We start from the raw sequence: 18,504 nt of genomic DNA on the forward strand, positions 1-18,504 counted from the left end.
TTATTCAAAGGCTGTCTCTCTTTTTGAGACAGCCTTTTTGTTCTGCTTTTATCTCTCGCAGATTTTGCAGATAACGCAGATTAACTCAACCATCTGCTTAATCTGTAGAATCTGCGGGAATTCTAAATTAATTCATAAAAAAAGACTGTTCCAGCAATGAAACAATCTCTCTTTGTAAAAGTAAAAGTGTAAAAAAGCTATTTCTTAATTCCGTAAGCAGCCAGTATTTTGTTGAAGATTTCAGTGTTTTCGAACAATCCTGTGAATTCTTTTGAATTCGGTCCGTACGCAAAAACACTTGACGGAATAGAGGTATGATCATTCGTACTGAAGTTTCCGAATACCCAACCCTCTTTCAGACTGCCATCTAAAAGTGTTAAACCTCCGGTTTCATGATCCCCCACTACAATCACTAAGGTTTCTTTATTTTCGTCAGCAAATTTCATAGCTTTCCCTACAACATGGTCGAAATCCAGTAATTCCGTCACCAGATGTTCTATATTATTGCTATGTCCTCCTCCATCAGTCTGTGATGCTTCAATCATTATAAAGAACCCTTTTTTATTGTTCTTTAAATCATTTAAAGTAAGATCAAAGGCATCTGCAAGCCAGTTTCCTCTTCCATTGCTGATTCTTTGTGAGGCCAGAGGATCAATAACCAGCGTACGGTTATTGATTTTCGTTACTGATTTCAAATCCTGATAGAGATCGATTCCGGCATCTTTAAATTTCTGCATATTTTCCTGAGACAAGCCACTTGTAGGGCCACCGACCAGGATTTTCGTTTTTGAAGCTGCAAAATCTTTCAGAATAGGTTCCGAACTGTTTCTGTTATCCGAATGGGCGTAGAAATCAGCTGGCGTTGCATCTGTAACATCTCCTGTGGAAATCAGACCTGAAACCATTCCTTTTTCAGCAATGATATCAGGGATCTGTGCCAGTGCTTTTCCCATATTGTCAACTCCGACAAAAGTGTTTTTGGTTTTCACTCCTGTTGCGAACGCTGTAGAACCCGGTGCTGAATCTGTAATATAGGCATTGGATGAATTGGTCTTGGAAAGCCCTGTGGATTTCATATTGAAAACATTCAGTTTCCCTTTATTAGCTGTAAAGGCAGCATAATATTGCGGTAAAGAAGTTCCGTCCGGAATAAGAAGGATGACATTCTTTACTTTTTTTTCTACTCCGTCTGATTGATAAGTTGGAGTATAAGTGCTGTACTCTTTTGTATTTTTATAAAAGTTTTTCGGAATGGTGTTCATGAATTTTTTAAGATCAGGAATATGATCGGTATTGATATAATCTACACCTAAATCCATCAGATTTACCCATGCATTCGGAAAATCCGGAGCTCCGTAAAAGCGAACAGGTTTTTGCTTCGCATGAGCTTTATCAACCGCAGTTTTAATTTTTGCGGTTTCTTCATCCCTTGGAATTCCTTTCCCGTTCCATTTTACCAATCCCGGAAGATCTGCACTGAACATTCCGATTCTTTTCAGCTGATCTTCAGAATAATTTTGGTCAAGATCTCCGTCAAAGTAAAGATAGTTGGGATAGTTCTTAAAATCTGCAGGCTGAGGTCTTCCTCCGGTAATCACAATTTTAATTCCCGGATTACCCGTAATTTCCGGGTATTTCCTGAATATACTGACTAAAGCATCCAATGATGTTTTATAATCCTGCTTAATATCAATCAGCAACTGAAGTTTCTTACCAGCATCAGGATAGATATTTCCTTTGTTCAGCTTAATCTGTTTTGAAATATTATCGAGATAAAGACTTTCCAATGTTCTGTCCGGAGAAAGTTCTTTTTCAGTATGAGCAACCCAAAGCTGGTCTTTTACCGGAAAAACATCTGCTTCTATAGAACCGAAATTGGCATAATATGCCTGCCAGAAAGGGATGTCCTGCATATAGTCATTATGCGAATGGGCATTCCCTACATTATACTTTAAATAATTCTGTGCCTGATTTTCAGAAAAAACAGCCAGGGCCAGTACAGCCCATATTTTTGATAGTTTCATTCGTTTAACTTTATAATTTTACAGACCAGAAAGGCCTGCCTTTGAAAAAACTATATCATCACAGAAAGTTCTGCAATGATATAGTGGCTTGTAGATAAAGATTAAATTTTACCAGCCTTCATTTTGTTTAATGATCCCATGACTGTTTACGATTTCAGCCTGTGGAACTGCCCAAACATTATGTACAGCCGGATTAAAGTTTCTTGCGGCCCAGACTACCTGTCCGTTGATACCATGCAGAGGTTTAGCATAAGCAGCCTGCGCATCTCCCCAACGCACAAGGTCTCTGTGTCTGTCTGCCCATTCACCCGCCAGTTCGCAACGTCTTTCATGCTTCAGATCTGCCATTGTACATCCGTTTTTAGCAGATAAACCTGCACGTGCTCTGATCATATTGATCTCCTGATCAGCAGATTTTCCCTGCATCAGTAAAGCTTCTGCTTTGATCAGGATCACCTCAGCGTAACGCATGATCGGAACGGCAAGGTCTGTACATGGATAATCTCCGTTGGCACTCACGTGACCATTTTTCAGCTCATATTTGAAGGCATCCATATATTTATTAAACTGGTATCCGGTAAGGGAATTTGTAGAAGCGTATGTTCTTTCTTTTCCGTTGAAGGTAAATTTATCTCCAATTTTCAGAATGGTAGCACTTCGTCTAAGGTCACCCGTTTCGTATTCATCAAATAACTCTTTTGTTGGCTGAAAATATCCCCATCCGTTATATTCTCCCCATCCTTTGTTTTCAAGCATTACTCCCGGAAGAATACTTCCCCAGGCAGTAAACTTTGTAGTTCCCGGAACAGACCAGATGTATTCTGAACTGTAGTTATTTTCAGCTTTGAAGACATCAGCAAAATTACCTAATAAGGCTCTGTTTCCTTTGGTCATTACTTCATTAGCCCAGAATTCTGCATTCTTCCAGTCTTTCATAAACAGATATACTTTTGCTAACAATGCCCAGGCAGCAGCTTTATGAGGTCTTCCGTAATCCTTTGCAGGAAGTTCTGCCTGTGCAGGTAATAATTCGGCAGCTCTTTTCAGGTCGTTGACAATGTACGTGTAATTTTCCATTACGTTGGCTGCTCTTGGAATCGGATTAGGATCAGGGTCTTTTGAACGGTCTATGATCGGAACTCCCGCTTTTTCATTTCCGTAAGAATAAGCCAGCTCAAAATACATTCTGCTGCTCATAAATAAAGCTTCTCCAAGGTATTTGTTTTTAATGGCCTGAGAAGTCTGGATATTATCAACATTACGGATCACACGGTTGGCCACTCCAATCACATTATATCTTTTATTCCACTGGGTTTCAAGGTCTCCTGCCGCGATATAATTACTGCTGAAGTTTTTTGCATTATCTGCTTCACTTTTTGCTCTTCCGGTTACCATATCATCACTGGCATTGATAAACCAGAACAAACCTCTGCCGTAAAATTCACCATCGAATAAAGGCTTGTACATCGCGTTTGCCCCGGTAATAAGATCGTTTTCTGTTTTCCAGAAGCTGGCTTCGGTAGGTGTTCCTTCAGGTTGAACATCCAGTTCGCCTGTACATGACAAAAGCATTACGGATATTCCTGATACTAACAATATTTTATTGAAAAATTTCATTTTTTTACTTTTTGTTGGTTAAAAATTATAATCCGATCTCTACTCCGAAGATGAATGAGCGTGCCTGAGGATATCTTCCGGTATCTACTCCGTAAGAGTTCATTCCTACTTCAGGATCAAATCCTGTATATTTCGTTATGGTAAACAGGTTGTTGGTGGTTACATACACTCTCACTTTGTTTACATCCAGTTTATGGTACAATTCTTTTGGTAATGAATACCCGATGGTAAGGTTTTTCAGCCTTAAGTAAGATCCGTCTTCCACGTAGAAATCTGATACTTTGGAATAATTGCCGCTTGGGTCACCGTGTACCAGTCTTGGGATATCGGTATTCGTATTCTGAGGTGTCCATGCATTCAGGATATCTCTGTCCATATTATAGTTTTGTCCCGTTCCACCCGGATTCAACGAAATAAACTTCATTCCGTTGAAAATTTTATTTCCGTAAACGCCCTGGAAGAATAAATTCAGATCAAAGTTTTTCCAGGTCATATTGTATGAAAAGCCATAGGAGAACTTAGGATATGGACTTCCAAGATTAACAAAATCATTATTATTAAGCACTCCGGTATTTCCTTCCTTTTTCAGGAATTTGATATCTCCCGGCTTGGCATTGGGCTGGATAAGATTTCCGTTGGCATCTTTATAATTGTTGATTTCTTCCTGAGTCTGGAAAATCCCTCCGGTCTTATAACCATAGAAAGAATACAAAGGATCGCCTACTTTTACACGGGTTGGCTTCAATACTCCTCTTACTCCGTTATCATTGATGAAGATCTCATCCACATTGGCAAGCTGCTTCACCGTATTTTTTAGTTGACTCATCGTAGCTCCTATTGAGAACGTGAAATCACCTGAAACTACTTTGTTATAATTAATTCCCAATTCGTACCCTTTATCCTGGAATAATCCCGCATTCACATACTGATTATTGTACGTTGCCGTACTTGGCAAGCTTACGTTGAAAATCTGATCTTTGGAATTTTTCACAAAGTAATCGAACTGTAGGGAAAGGCTGTTATGAAGGAAGGAAGCATCTACCCCGAAGTTGGTCTGCTCAGATTTACCCCATTTCAGGTCCGGATTCGGACGTGTGGTGGCATAATAAGCAATATTCTGAGATGGATCCTGACCGAAAATGACATTATTATCTCTGGTCATCAACGGATTCACAGCCTGTGGTGAAATTCCTCCAAGGTTACCCAAAATACCGTAACTGCCTCTTAATTTCAGACTTGAAAGCCATGAGATATCTTTCATAAAGTTTTCTTTCGAAACCACCCAGGCACCGGAAACGGCATAGTAATTAGCAAATCTGTTCTGTTTTGCTACCAGTGAAGAGCCATCACGTCTTCCCAATAAACTTACAATATACTTTCCTGCATAGTCGTAGTTTACCCTCGCCAGATAAGAAACCAAAGATTGCTTAAATCTGTAACTGGAAACATCTTTATTGGTATCCGCAGCGTTCTGAAGGTGCTGGAAAACCTCAGCTTCACTTCTGAAGTCATACGATTTTGCCACAAAACCATCATCAATTGTTTTCTGAAAAGTAAATCCTCCAAGGAAATCGAAATTATGCTGTCCTGCTGAGATTTTATAGGTTAACAATTGTTCTGCAAGCGCTGTTGAAGAATTATTGGATTGGTATTCCAGATTATTGGTATCAAAAATTTTCCCAATCTCAAGGACTCTGTATGTAAAGTTTTTTACATCCCCCAGCTTAAAAGTCTGTGAGAAATTGGAACGGAATTTTAAATCTTTTGCCAGTGTAATTTCAGCATAAGGATTAATTAAAATCTCGTGGGTAGGATTTCTGATGCTGATTCTTTTAAGATAAGCAACAGGATTGATCATATCTCCGTAACCACCTGCCACATCAATCGGCAGTCCGGAAAACGCACCACTCGGCGTATATACCGGAACATTGGGCGGATAGTACATAGCCGCTATCAAAGCTCCTGTATATCCACTTTTGGTATCGGCTGTATTGCCGTCAGAGTAATTATAGTACATATTTTCTCCGATCGTCAGCCAATCTTTTACTTTATGTTCGGAATTGACTCTGAAATTGTATCGTTTTGCCTGAGTATTCAGTAAAATCCCCTCAAGGCTTCTGTGGTTCATGCCCACAAAATATCTGGATTTTTCGCTTCCTCCGCTAAGATTAATATTGTATTCCTGAATGGTTCCTGTTCTAAAAATTTCTTTCATCCAGTCTGTTCTGGTAATTCTTCCGTCCGGATATTGATTAGGATTAAAAGCAGTTGGCAGACTTCCCAGTTTCCCGGCATTTTCATAGGCTTTGTACATCACGTCCTGAAATTCTGCCGCATTCAGGGATTCTTTCAGCCTCCATGCCTGGTTTACGCCGTACTTAACATCAAAATCTACTGCTAGATTCCCTTTCTTCCCTTTTTTAGTGGTAATCAGAATAACCCCTCCTGAAGATCTTGCTCCATAAATGGCCGCAGAGGCATCTTTAAGTACAGAAATATCCTGAATATCATTCGGATTGATAGAGGGTGTTCCGTTGAAAACCACTCCATCCACCACATACAAAGGTGTTTCTCCATTGATTCCTCCCAGACCACGAATATTGACCTTCGGTGCTCCGTTAGGATCTCCACCTTCGTTCACTACAGTTACTCCGGGAGCTTTCCCCTGAAGAACTTCTCCTACTCCGGATAAAGATCTGGAGGTTAGCTTATCCAACGAAGCCTCCGAAACGGCTCCGGAAACTTTACTTTTTTTCTGTGTTCCGTAGCCGACAACAACAATCTCGTCGATGGATTTTTCTTTTAAGCTGTCTTTTTTCTGAGCGAGGAATATCGGTGAAGCCGATATTGCACCAATAAGTAATACCCTTCCCGTTAAATAAGTTACGGATACAGGGATTTTAAATACATTCATGATCTCCTTTTTGATTAGGTGCAAAATTAGATCAGTCTGCTTCCATGCCTCATTAAGGTTTTCTTATGTTTTTATTAAGAAATTTTAGATTTTTTCAGGTACTAACTACCACAAAATAAAATTAAACACCTGTTTTTCAGAAACATATGTAATTAAAAGTAATCATTCCTCCGATGATGAATAATGAATTAATATTAAGTTTGTCTTAAATTTATTCCATGATAGGAATAAAAAAAACGCAATTCAGCGGTTTGAACGAAAAATATTTTAAGAATCTAATTCTTAAAACACAAACTATACTTCTTTTTCTGTATAAAAATTAACTGTTTTTTTCACAAGATTTAACTTAACAATTCCACTTCGTATTCCCATAAAAATATTTTCCTCATCGAATACCACTACAGAGTTTGGATACAGTCCCCCCCAAAACTGTTTCCTGAAAAGGAGTGTCGCTTTTTGATCCACTACTTTATAAAAGCCATGAAAAGAAGCAATGTAAATACTGTCATTGAATATAGTTAAAGCTTCTAATGAATCCCCAAAGGATTCGACTCTATTATAAGTGAAAGCTGAATCTTTTTTTAATTCATACAAACTTCCCCATATACCTGAGCCTTCTGTGAAATAGATCTTATTCTGAAATCTGAAAATATCAACAATGTTTCCAAATTTTATTTCAATTTTTTCTCTATCTTCTTTAGGCTGGAAGTATAGTGCTCCCCCAAATTCTCCTTTATTTTCTCCAATCAATGTTCCATCTTCAATTTCTAATTCAGAATCTTTTTTGTAATAGCTCGTTTTTTCCACAATCAATCTACCATTGTCTTTTTTGACAGCATAACAGTCTTTAGAATGAATAAGAACGAACCATTCCGGAGATTCTACTTTTGGAATAGAATGTTCAGTGAAATTCTCCGGAATTTTAATTTCTTGTCCTGTACAATAAAAGCTAAAATTGAGTATGAATAATATTAGCAGTTCTTTTTTCATCATTAATTTAAAACGTAATTAATTACTAAATTTTACCGGAGTTAAAATATAATAACTTTTCCAACACTGATGGATTATTTCTAAATATTTTAAATCAGTTAGAGAATACATCCAACTTTACAGCTTTGTTCCTATCAAAGTTCATTTTTCTTTTTTTACATTTGCTGAAAATAGATTTACTTTTGAACACAGACCATTAAAAACGTCTCACTGGTATCAGAAGAAAATAAAAACATTAAAAATCATACGAATTCAATGACCATCATTATAACAGGAACCTCATCAGGAATCGGGTTTGCATTGGCAGAATATTTTGGTAAAAAAGGACATAAAGTATACGGATTAAGCCGAAAACATACAGAAAGCCAATACTTCAAATCGATCCCAACTGATGTGACAGACAATACTGCAGTTCAAAATGCTGTAGCTGAGGTTTTAAAAACAGAAACCAAAATTGATGTTCTGATCAACAATGCCGGAATGGGAATGGTAGGAGCCGTGGAAGATTCTACGAAAGAAGATATTCTGAAGCTTTTCAGCCTGAATCTTGCCGGACCTGTACAGATGATGAGTGCCGTACTCCCGAATATGCGTGAGCACAAATTTGGAAAAATTATCAATGTTTCCAGTATCGGAAGTGAAATGGGTCTGCCTTTCCGCGGATTTTATTCGGCTTCTAAATCGGCTCTGGATAAAGTAACGGAAGCGATGAGATATGAAGTTTACCCATGGAATATTGATGTATGCTCTCTGCATCTGGGAGATATTAAAACCAATATTGCAGACAACAGAGTCATTGCACAGGTCTCCCAGCCTTATAAAAATGTTTTTGACAAAGTATATGCGCTGATGAATTCTCACGTGAATGACGGAACAGAGCCTTCGGAAGTCGCAGAATACATTGAAAAACTTTTAGCAAAAAATAAATGGAAAGCGCATTATTATTTTGGTAAATTCGGACAGAAAATCGGGGTTCCTTTGAAATGGATTCTTCCGCAGGGAACTTATGAGAATTTGATGAAGAAGTATAATAAACTGGATAAAAATTAGTTGATTGATAAGGCGCATTGTCATTCTGAACACTGACTGAAAGTCTGCGAACGTAGTTCAGAAATGCAGTGAAGAATCTTTTGTATTTTATAGAGATTCCTTTTCATATTCAGAAGAATAAATTGAAATTACTTTTAAAAATATTTTTTGTACTGTTCTGCGTTTTTACACAAGCGCAGAAGAAGCAGTATTGGCTGATTGATACGGAAACCAAGGTCAGGAAAAAAGTAAAAGATTCTACTTCAGCTGTAAAATTTCTGGATTCATTAGCGCAGAGTAATTATTTCTTCACTCAACTGAAAGACGTAAAAGTAAAAGGTGACAGCACGGAAATTTTCTACGATAAAGGAAAGAATTTCAATGAAACATATGTCAACCTTACAGATTCTCTTGTTCAGAAATTAAAAATCCAGAAAGATTTTTTCACTAAAAATTTAGACTCCACCAAGAAAAGTATCAACAAGACTTATATTGATGAAGGGTATTCTTTCAGCAGAATCAAATCTAAATACAAAGGCCAGAAAAACGGTTATCCAATCGTAGAACTTGACATCAACAAGAATGATAAAAGAACAATCAACGGATTCGTAGTAAAAGGATACGAAAAAGTTCCCAAAAGATTCATCAAAAACCTTGAAAAGGAATTTAAAGGTAAAAACTATGATGACAAAAACCTTTTAGCCATCAACAAAACCTTTCAGAGCCATCCTTTTCTGACCCTTGAACGGCAGCCTCAGACTTTATTTACAAAAGATTCCACCAGTATTTACCTGTTTCTGGAAAAGAAAAAGACAAATACCTTCGATGGGGTAATCGGTTTCGGGAATGATAAAACCTCCAAGTTTACCTTAAACGGGACAATGAATGTCAATTTCAGGAATATGTTCAATGGTTTTGAAACTGTGAATTTATACTGGCAGAGAAACCCTGATAAAGGACAGACTTTCGATCTTAGGGTAGATATTCCGTACCTTTTCAAATCGAATGTCGGGATGGATACAAAAGTAAATATCTACCGTCAGGATTCTACGTTTGCCAATGTAAAATTCCTGCCTGCCTTTTATTACCACATCAACAACCGGAATAAAATAGGTCTGAGAGCAACTCTCGAAACCTCTACTATTATTGATACGCTATACGTTCAGGGAAAAGACTACAACAAAAAAGGGATCGGGATATGGTATGAAATGACTGAGCCTACAGATATTGACCTTTTCCTTTATAAAACAAGGATCAATGCCGGATATGATTTCTTAACGACTACTTATTCAAAAGATAATATTAAAGCCAATCAAAATCAGTTTTATTTCTTTGGAGAACATAATTATCATATTTCAGGAAATCACTTTCTGAACATCAAAGCGGAGGGCGCCATGATGGATTCAAAAATAGAATTCTCTGCCAATGAATTATACCGTTTTGGAGGCTGGAATTCCATGCGGGGATTCAATGAAAACTCCCTCGCCGCCGACTTTTATTATTATGGAAGTCTGGAGTACCGGTACCTTATCGGTAACCAGGCCTTCTTTGATGTCTTTGGACAATATGGGCAGCTTAATAATAAATCTTTAAATGTAAAACCCAAGCTCTACAGTGTCGGGCTCGGTTTCAATTTCTTCATTCCTATCGGTTTGATGAGCTTCCAGCTGTCCAATGGTAATGAATTTGGAAATCCTTTTAAGTTTAATGATATTAAAATCCATTGGGGAATTCTGAGCAGGTTTTAGAAATAGAAAGGAAGAGGGAAGCTGGAGGCTGGATGTTATCGAAGTCACAGTTTTACTATCCTATTATTAGAAAGGTTTTTCTTCAAAAATTTATTACTGAGAGCTTCAAGAAGTTGGCAACACCACAATAACTTCTATCCGCCCTCTCCCAGCTTCCTAACTATATTTATATAATAAAGCAAAAGTCTGTATACAAAAGACATTTTCTATTTTACTTTTCTATTAATTCTTCATGTTAAAAAATATTAAATCGTATTTTTATTTTAATACATCATTAAAGTACAGGTAACAGTGCTCTGCTAAATTTGCCTTCAAAAAAATGAAGAAAACTCTAGCCACTTTTGCCGTTTTTTTACTTCCTCTTTATTTTTCTGCCCAGGAAATCAATATTTCAGGAAATGTAAAATCAGAAAACGGTTCTAGTGTTTCCGGTGTGAACATCACCGACAAAAACACAGGAAAGACTGCTACTACAGATGAAAATGGTAATTTCACTATTTCTGCAAACCCAAAAGATATTCTTGAATTTTTTGCTCCTGATTTTTCCGTTTATACCGTTGAGGTTTCTTCCAAAAAACAGTATTCCGTTGTCTTAAAAAAGCAAAACGAAAAACAGATTGAAGGTGTTGTGATTACCGCATTAGGTATTGCCAAAAAGAAGGAAAAAATCGGATATTCTACTCAGGAAGTGGGAACGAAACAGTTTGAAACCATTACTACACCGAGTATCGGGAACTTATTTTCCGGACAGGTTGCTGGTCTGAATGTTTCCAATCCAACGGGAATGCAGCAGGCCCCACAGTTTACATTGAGAGGAAACTCCAATCTCGTTTTTGTCATTGATGGTGTGATTGTGGAAAAAGAGGTTTTCCAGAATTTAGACCCTAACAATATTGAAAACATCAACGTCCTGAAAGGTGCTACCGCTTCTGCTTTATATGGTTCAAGAGGTCGTTACGGAGCTGTTTTGATCACCACAAAAAATGCTAAAAAGAAAGGTTTCTCTGTAGAATTTTCCCAGAACACCATGATTACGGCAGGGTTTACCAATCTTCCGAAAACTCAGACTGAATATGGTAACGGTTCCCATGGAAAATATGAATTCTGGGACGGAGCTGATGGCGGGGTGAATGACGGAGATATGATCTGGGGACCCAAATTCGTTCCCGGTTTACAGATTGCACAGTGGAACAGCCCTATCAGAGATAAAGTAACAGGGCAGGTCGTTCCGTGGTATGGAGCTGTAACAGGAACTCAGTATGATGATAAATCAAGGTATGAAAGAGTTCCGATTGACTGGAAGTACCACGATAACTTAAATACTTTTTTAAAACCTGCAGTTATCAATAATAATAACTTTGCGATCAGCTACAGGAACAACAAAGACGTATACAGATTCTCGGGGAATTTCATGAATTATGATGACAGGGTTCCGAATTCATACCTTCAGAAATACGGAATCAACTTCTCTTCTGAAAACCATCTTGGTGAGAAGTTAATCTTTGATACAAAATTCAACTTCAACCAGGCCTTCACCCCTAATATTCCCAACTACGATTACAATCCAAGCGGACATATGTACACCATCCTGATCTGGATGGGAGGCGATGTAGACGGAAAGGCACTGAAAAATCACATGTGGATTCCCGGAAAGGAAGGAAGAGCACAGGCCAACTGGAACTATGCCTGGTACAACAACCCATGGTTCGGAGCTGAGTATTATAAAAATCAGAACAGAACCGATATTATCAATGCACAGACAGGCTTAGAGTATAAAGCGACACAGGATCTATCGGTAAAAGGGAAAATATCTCTTGTCGAAAACCATAGCAAAACGGAAATTCTGAGCCCTTATTCCTATTTCAATTATGATGCACCAAGAAGTGGTGGCTATATTTTGAAGGATAATAAAACATGGAACCTCAATTATGATGTGTTGGCGACTTACAAGAAAAAGATATCTGAAAATTTTGATTTTACAATCAATGCGGGAGGTTCTGCTTTCTATTATAAAAACAACAACAATGAAAGGTCTACGGACGGATTAAAAATTCCTGAAGTGTATACTTTCGAAAACTCTATCGGAGCGCTGAAAAATTATACGTACCTGAAGGAAAAACTGATTTACAGTGCTTACTCTACCATTGATATTGGATTGTATAATGCTTTCTTCATCAATGTTTCCGGGCGTAATGACTGGTCTTCTACACTACCTAAGGCCAACAGATCTTACTTCTATCCTTCTGCTTCCATCAGTGCGGTTATTTCCAACCTGGTAAAAATGCCGGAATCTATCAATATGTTGAAACTTTCTGCTTCATGGGCGAAAGTAGCGTATGATTTCCAGCCTTATTCCATCAGAAATTATTATCTGAACAATGGGGGAATCACATTCAATGGAAATCCTACTTATTATTATCCAACCACTCTGAATGTAGAAAATTCTTTGAAACCGGAGCAGACAAAATCTTATGAATTAGGTTTAAGCGCAGGGTTCCTGAATAACAGAATTACTTTAGACGCTACTTATTTCAGAACATTAGATTATAATAATATTCTCCAGTTCCCTGCTGCAGAATCATCAGGTTTCACTTCTCAATATGTAAACGGAAATGAATATACAACCAAAGGATTTGAAGTTTCCCTTGGTTTAGTTCCGGTAAAAACTTCTGATTTCAGCTGGAAAACATTAATCAACTGGAGTACTTATGAACAAAAGCTGACTTCCATTTATGATAATATGCCGAACTACAAAAATATTAAGCTAGGCGAAAGAATGGATAGCTATTACGACTATACATGGCAAAAGTCTCCGGATGGAAAAGTAATTCTTGATGCGAATACAGGAATGCCGACAAGAGCTAATAACCCAAGTAATCTGGGACATTTCAATCCTGACTGGACTTTCGGTTTCAACAACACATTCAAATATAAAAAATTCACTTTAAACATCGGAATTGACGGAAGCATCGGAGGTGTGATGAGATCCCAGGTTGTGGAAAAAATGTGGTGGGGAGGAAAACACCCTAATTCTGTAGCGTACAGAGATCTTGAATATGCAAATCCGGGAACGTATTATTTTGTACCTGATGGGGTTAACTACAATCCGGCAACCGGAACCTATACTCCACACACAAAAGCTATCAGCTACCAGGACTGGTCGCAAAATTATCCCTACCGTGCAAGAGTAACACAGGACGAAAGCGAAGAGTTTGCTAACATTTTTGACAGAACTTTCGTCAAGCTTAGATCTGTAGTATTAGAATATGACTTCTCTTCATTACTCAACCCAAGAGGAATGGTGAAAGGTTTCACCGCCAATATTTCTGCTTACAATCTGGCGATGTGGAAAAAATCAAAAAACCTTTATTCTGATCCAGACTTCCAGACAAAAACAGACAATGATATTCAGGATCCATCCAGCAGATGGTTTGGAATCGGATTTAATCTTAAGTTTTAACTAAAAAGTACGTCAAGACAATGAAAAATAATATAAACAAAGTGACAGAGCAAAAAGGTAAAACAGCAAAATGGCTGATGAAATCTTTATTTGCAGCCGGACTTCTGACATTAGCATCATGTGAATCTAACCTTGATACCATCAATGAAAACCCTAATGACCAGGCCAGTATTGATCCCAAAAATCTATTGACTTACGTTGAAAAATATACTTTTCAGGTAAACGGGGACAATATGTATGCCTCCAGAATGATGATTGGTACTGATGGTGAGAATTCATACCAGTATATGAAATGGAATGATACTTCTTTTGAAGTCTATACCAAAGGACTTCTGAACACTGGAAAAATGATGCAGGAAGCTGAAAAAAGAGGAAACAAAAATTATCTGGCCATCGGAAAATTTTTGAGAGCGTATCATTTCTTCAATATCAGTTTAAAAGTTGGAAGTGCTCCTTATTCTGAAGCAGCAAAGGGTGAATCCGGCATTACCCAGCCTAAATATGATACACAGGAAGCTATCATGTCCGGAATTTTATCAGAATTAAAAGAAGCCAATGATCTTATTAATACCACCGATAAAATTGAAGGTGATATTGTCTACAACGGAGATGCTTTAAAGTGGAAAAAACTGATTAATTCATTCCGTCTGAAAATTCTGATCACTTTATCTAAAAAAACGACAGTAGGAAGTTATAATATAGCCGCAGAGTTTGCTTCTATTGCAGGAAGCCAGTCTCTCATGACCTCTATTGCAGATAACGGTGAACTTAATTTTGCTGATGCAGCAGACAGCAGATACACGATGTTTAACAACAGTGGATATGGTTCAAGTTTGTACATGGCTGATTATTTTATTAATATGTTCAAAGACAGGCATGATCCACGTTTGTTCACGTTTGCAGCACAGACTACAGGAGCAAAAGAAGCAGGAAAAGCCATCACAGACTATACAGGATATAACGGCGGAAATCCTACTTCTCCGTATTCTGATAATGCAGCACTGATCACTGCAAAAAACATTTCCAAAGTAAACGATCGTTTTTATAAAGACCCTACCAATGAACCTGCTTCTGTATTAAGTTATTCAGAACTTGAGTTTATTCTGGCTGAAGCTGCGGCCAGAGGATGGATTTCCGGATCTGCCAAAACACATTACAACAATGCTGTTAAGGCCAGTTTCAATTTTTATCAGACTTATGTAAAAAATCCGGGACAATATTTCTCAGGCTTTGATGTAAACCAATATCTTGCAACTCCTTTGGTAGTGTATAATGATGCTGATCCTTTACAGACACAGCTCGAAAAGATCATGACTCAAAAATACATGACGATGTTCCATCAAGCACAATGGACTTCTTATTATGATTATCTGAGAACTGGCTATCCAAATTATCCTTTAAAAACAGGAGTTCCGGCGCCTTTCAGGTTCAGATATCCGCAGTCTGAATATAATTACAACAGCAATAATTTAAAAGCTGCTTTAAACGCTCAGTACGGAGGAAATGATAATATCAACTCAAAACCCTGGTGGTTACAATAAAAATCTGATTATTTTTATATAAAAACAAAGAAACCGCAGGAAAATCCTATTAACTTGCGGTTTCTTTCTTATTACGATTGAACATGAACAGAAGAGAATTTTTAGAAAAATCAAGTCTTTTATTAGCGGGATTAGGAACGTCAGGAGTTCTGCATCCTTCCATTTTAAAAGCTTTAGCCATTGATCCGGCTGCCCAGTCTACATTTTATGATGCAGAACATGTTGTGATCCTGATGCAGGAGAACCGTTCATTTGATCATGCTTTTGGCGCTCTTAAGGGAGTAAGGGGCTTTCTGGATAAAAGAGCTTTTGTAAAACAGGATGGACATTCCGTCTTTTTCCAAAAAAATGACGAAGGGAAATATGCTTCTCCCGCCCGCCTGGATTTAAGAAATACAAAATCTACATGGATGAGCTCTTTGCCTCATTCATGGGCAGATCAGCAGAAAGCTTTGAACAAAGGTAAATTTGACCAATGGCTTCAGGCAAAAGCCTCAGGAAATAAAGATTATAAAAATATTCCGCTTACGTTAGGATATTACAACCGCGAAGACCTTCCGTTTTATTATCAGCTGGCAGATGCATTTACCATATTCGACCAGTATTTCTGTTCTTCACTCACCGGAACAACTCCCAACAGGCTATTCCTTTGGTCCGGAACATTAAGGGAACAGCAAAACGGAAAAGTAAAAGCCAATGTTGTTAATGAAAACATTGATTATGATAAAGCGAGGCAGGCAAAATGGAAAAGTTTCCCGGAAATATTAGAGCAGCAAAATGTTTCGTGGAGAATTTATCAGAATGAAATCAGTCTTCCAAAAGGAATGTCCGGAGAACAGGAAGCCTGGCTGAGTAATTTTACAGATAACCCGATTGAGTGGTTTTCAAAATTCAACGTTAAATTTTCAAAAGGATATTATCAGAATATTCCCAATATCATCGCCTATCTGAAGAAGGAGATTGAAAAAAATCCTGATCAGAAAGAAAGACTGGAAGCCATGCTGGCTGAAGTTCAGGAAGATCAGGTGAAATACCACCCTGACAATTATTCAAAACTTTCAAAAGAAGAAAAAAATCTTCATGAAAAAGCCTTTACCACTAATTCCAACGATCCTGATTACTGGAAACTGGAAATTGGAAAGGATGAAAACGGAGAAAGGCTTGTTGTTCCGGAAGGTGATGTATTATTTCAGTTCCGTAAAGATGTGGAAGAGAAAAAGCTTCCGTTGGTTTCATGGCTGGTAGCTCCGGAACATTTTTCTGATCATCCGGGATCACCATGGTACGGAGCCTGGTATATTTCTGAAGTTCTGAATATTCTGACCAAAGATCCTGAAACCTGGAAGAAAACCATATTTATCATCAATTATGATGAGAATGACGGGTATTTTGATCACGTATTGCCTTTTGCCCCACCAGTGAATCCAAGCCAGCCCGTAGATATGAACGGAAAAGAAGGGGTGGAATATGTGGATAAAACTCAGGAATATATGAGCTCTCCTTCTTTGAAAAGCTATGAAAAAGTAGAAGGAACTGTCGGATTGGGTTACAGAGTCCCTATGATCATCGCTTCTCCCTGGACGAAAGGAGGTTTTGTCAATTCTGAAGTATCGGATCACACGTCTGTCCTGCAGTTTTTGGAAAAATTCATTATGAAGAAATTCAAAAAGGATGTCCGTGTAGAAAATATCAGTGACTGGAGAAGAGCGATATGTGGAGATCTTACTTCCGCTTTCAATTCTTCCAGCGTGAAAGTTCCGAAAATGGATTATCTTGATCAGAAGGATTATGCTAAAACCATCAACGCAGCTAAAAATAAACCTGTCCCTAATTTGAAATGGTATTCTGAAGATGAACTTAAAGATAGCCTGCTTGACATTCAGGAAAGAGGCTTGAAACCATCCAATCCGCTGCCCTATCATTTCCATGTAAATCTGGAAGGAGACCATATAAAAATGACTAACCTGAAAGATAATGGGGTTCCGCTTTTGGTATATGACAGAACTCAATTCGACAATAATAATTATCATTTTTCATATGCTTTATATGAAAAGCAAACGCTATCCCATACTGTGCAGCCGGGAGCTTATGATTATGAAGTTTTCGGTCCCAATGGCTTTTTCAGGAAATTTAAGGGAAATAAAACTGCAGAAACAGAGGTGATCTTGACGAATATGACCTCAAAAAATCAGATTGAATTAATTATCAGAAATCACAAAAAGAAAAATTTTTCCATCAGTCTGGAAGATCTTTATACAAGAAGCGAAAGAACAGTTTCTGTACAAAAAACGGAAGAAAAAATCATTATTGATCTTGATAAATACAAAGGCTGGTATGATTTGAAGCTAAAATTAAACGATCATCTGTGGCACTTTGCCGGAAGAATAGAAACCGGAAAAGTTTCCGTTTCTGACCCGCATTGGGCCTAAAAACGCCTATAATATTGATAAAATACTGCACAAAATTGTGCAGTATTTTTTTTGAATTATTTCATCTTATAATGCATTACATATGATAAATAAGCAATTATAAAAAATATGTGGTATATTTTTTTTAAAACATATTGAATTTTGTTATCTTCACTTTACTAATTAACAGTGTCATGAAAAAACTAAATTTAACTATTGCAGCGTCTTTATTTGCGTTTGCTCTATGCGGGAATCTGAGTGCCCAAGATCTCGCTACAGATAACCATACGGTTACCATTTCTATTCCCGAAGTTGCATTGGTAGATATTGAGCCATCAGCAACCAAAAATATTACCCTTGGATTTACAGCTCCTACTGAAGCCGGAAATCCTATTCTTCCATCTGCGGCCAACACTACGTTGTGGCTTAATTATTCTTCTATTAAATCTGTGGCAGATCCTACCCGTAACGTAAGCGTAAAAATGAACGCTATCATTCCTGGAGTAGATCTTAATGTAACGGCGGCGGCGGCCACCGGAGCAGGAGCAGGCACATTGGGAACTTCCGCAGGACTGCTTACATTAACTGGTACTGACCAGACTATTATTTCCGGTATTGGAAGTGCTTATACAGGAAATGGAGCTAATAACGGTCATAATCTTACCTATGCACTCGCTGCAGGAAGTGGTCCTGGAGGGGTAGCCGCGTATGCAGATTTACAGGCTACAGCTACTGTTGCTGCTACCGTTACTTATACAATATCAGACAATTAG

10 protein-coding genes are annotated in these 18,504 nt (G+C 37.8%); 6 read left to right on the forward strand and 4 right to left on the reverse strand.

Going from position 1 to position 18,504, the window contains the following annotated elements; all coding sequences use genetic code 11:
• Positions 1-197 precede the first annotated feature (197 nt).
• The 4 genes from JNG87_RS03010 to JNG87_RS03025 all read right to left on the reverse strand — a co-directional run bounded on the left by JNG87_RS03010 (position 198) and on the right by JNG87_RS03025 (position 7,548).
• Positions 198-2,024 carry an alkaline phosphatase gene (locus JNG87_RS03010; RefSeq protein WP_202841609.1) on the reverse strand — a complete coding sequence of 609 codons (1,827 nt, stop codon included), beginning with the start codon at positions 2,022-2,024 and terminating at the stop codon, positions 198-200.
• Positions 2,025-2,132: 108 nt separating this feature from the next.
• Positions 2,133-3,641 carry a RagB/SusD family nutrient uptake outer membrane protein gene (locus JNG87_RS03015; RefSeq protein ID WP_202841611.1) on the reverse strand — a complete coding sequence of 503 codons (1,509 nt, stop codon included), beginning with the start codon at positions 3,639-3,641 and terminating at the stop codon, positions 2,133-2,135.
• A gap of 25 nt (positions 3,642-3,666) precedes the next feature.
• Positions 3,667-6,555: a SusC/RagA family TonB-linked outer membrane protein gene (locus tag JNG87_RS03020; protein ID WP_202841612.1), complete on the reverse strand. Its 2,889-nt coding sequence runs from the start codon at positions 6,553-6,555 to the stop codon at positions 3,667-3,669.
• A gap of 294 nt (positions 6,556-6,849) precedes the next feature.
• On the reverse strand, positions 6,850-7,548 hold the full coding sequence (locus tag JNG87_RS03025) for a hypothetical protein (protein WP_202841613.1): 699 nt from the start codon (positions 7,546-7,548) through the stop codon (positions 6,850-6,852).
• A 252-nt stretch (positions 7,549-7,800) separates the two neighbouring features.
• Between JNG87_RS03025 and JNG87_RS03030 the strand changes: the two genes are divergently transcribed.
• The 6 genes from JNG87_RS03030 to JNG87_RS03055 all read left to right on the forward strand — a co-directional run bounded on the left by JNG87_RS03030 (position 7,801) and on the right by JNG87_RS03055 (position 18,504).
• The gene (locus JNG87_RS03030; protein ID WP_202841614.1) at positions 7,801-8,595 is read left to right on the forward strand and encodes an SDR family oxidoreductase; all 795 of its coding nucleotides are present in this window, start codon (positions 7,801-7,803) and stop codon (positions 8,593-8,595) included.
• A gap of 122 nt (positions 8,596-8,717) precedes the next feature.
• Positions 8,718-10,322: an autotransporter assembly complex protein TamA gene (locus tag JNG87_RS03035; RefSeq protein ID WP_120232918.1), complete on the forward strand. Its 1,605-nt coding sequence runs from the start codon at positions 8,718-8,720 to the stop codon at positions 10,320-10,322.
• 319 nt (positions 10,323-10,641) lie between these two features.
• Complete coding sequence (locus tag JNG87_RS03040) at positions 10,642-13,782, forward strand: SusC/RagA family TonB-linked outer membrane protein (protein WP_202841615.1); 3,141 nt, start codon at positions 10,642-10,644, stop codon at positions 13,780-13,782.
• 20 nt (positions 13,783-13,802) lie between these two features.
• Positions 13,803-15,323 (forward strand): SusD/RagB family nutrient-binding outer membrane lipoprotein, encoded by a 1,521-nt coding sequence (locus JNG87_RS03045; RefSeq protein ID WP_238349656.1) that lies wholly within the window; start codon positions 13,803-13,805, stop codon positions 15,321-15,323.
• An 83-nt stretch (positions 15,324-15,406) separates the two neighbouring features.
• Positions 15,407-17,752 carry a phosphocholine-specific phospholipase C gene (locus JNG87_RS03050; RefSeq protein ID WP_202841616.1) on the forward strand — a complete coding sequence of 782 codons (2,346 nt, stop codon included), beginning with the start codon at positions 15,407-15,409 and terminating at the stop codon, positions 17,750-17,752.
• Positions 17,753-17,925: 173 nt separating this feature from the next.
• Positions 17,926-18,504 carry a hypothetical protein gene (locus JNG87_RS03055; RefSeq protein ID WP_202841618.1) on the forward strand — a complete coding sequence of 193 codons (579 nt, stop codon included), beginning with the start codon at positions 17,926-17,928 and terminating at the stop codon, positions 18,502-18,504.

Origin of the sequence: Chryseobacterium cucumeris (assembly GCF_016775705.1) — a bacterium.
Taxonomy (GTDB): domain Bacteria; phylum Bacteroidota; class Bacteroidia; order Flavobacteriales; family Weeksellaceae; genus Chryseobacterium; species Chryseobacterium cupriresistens.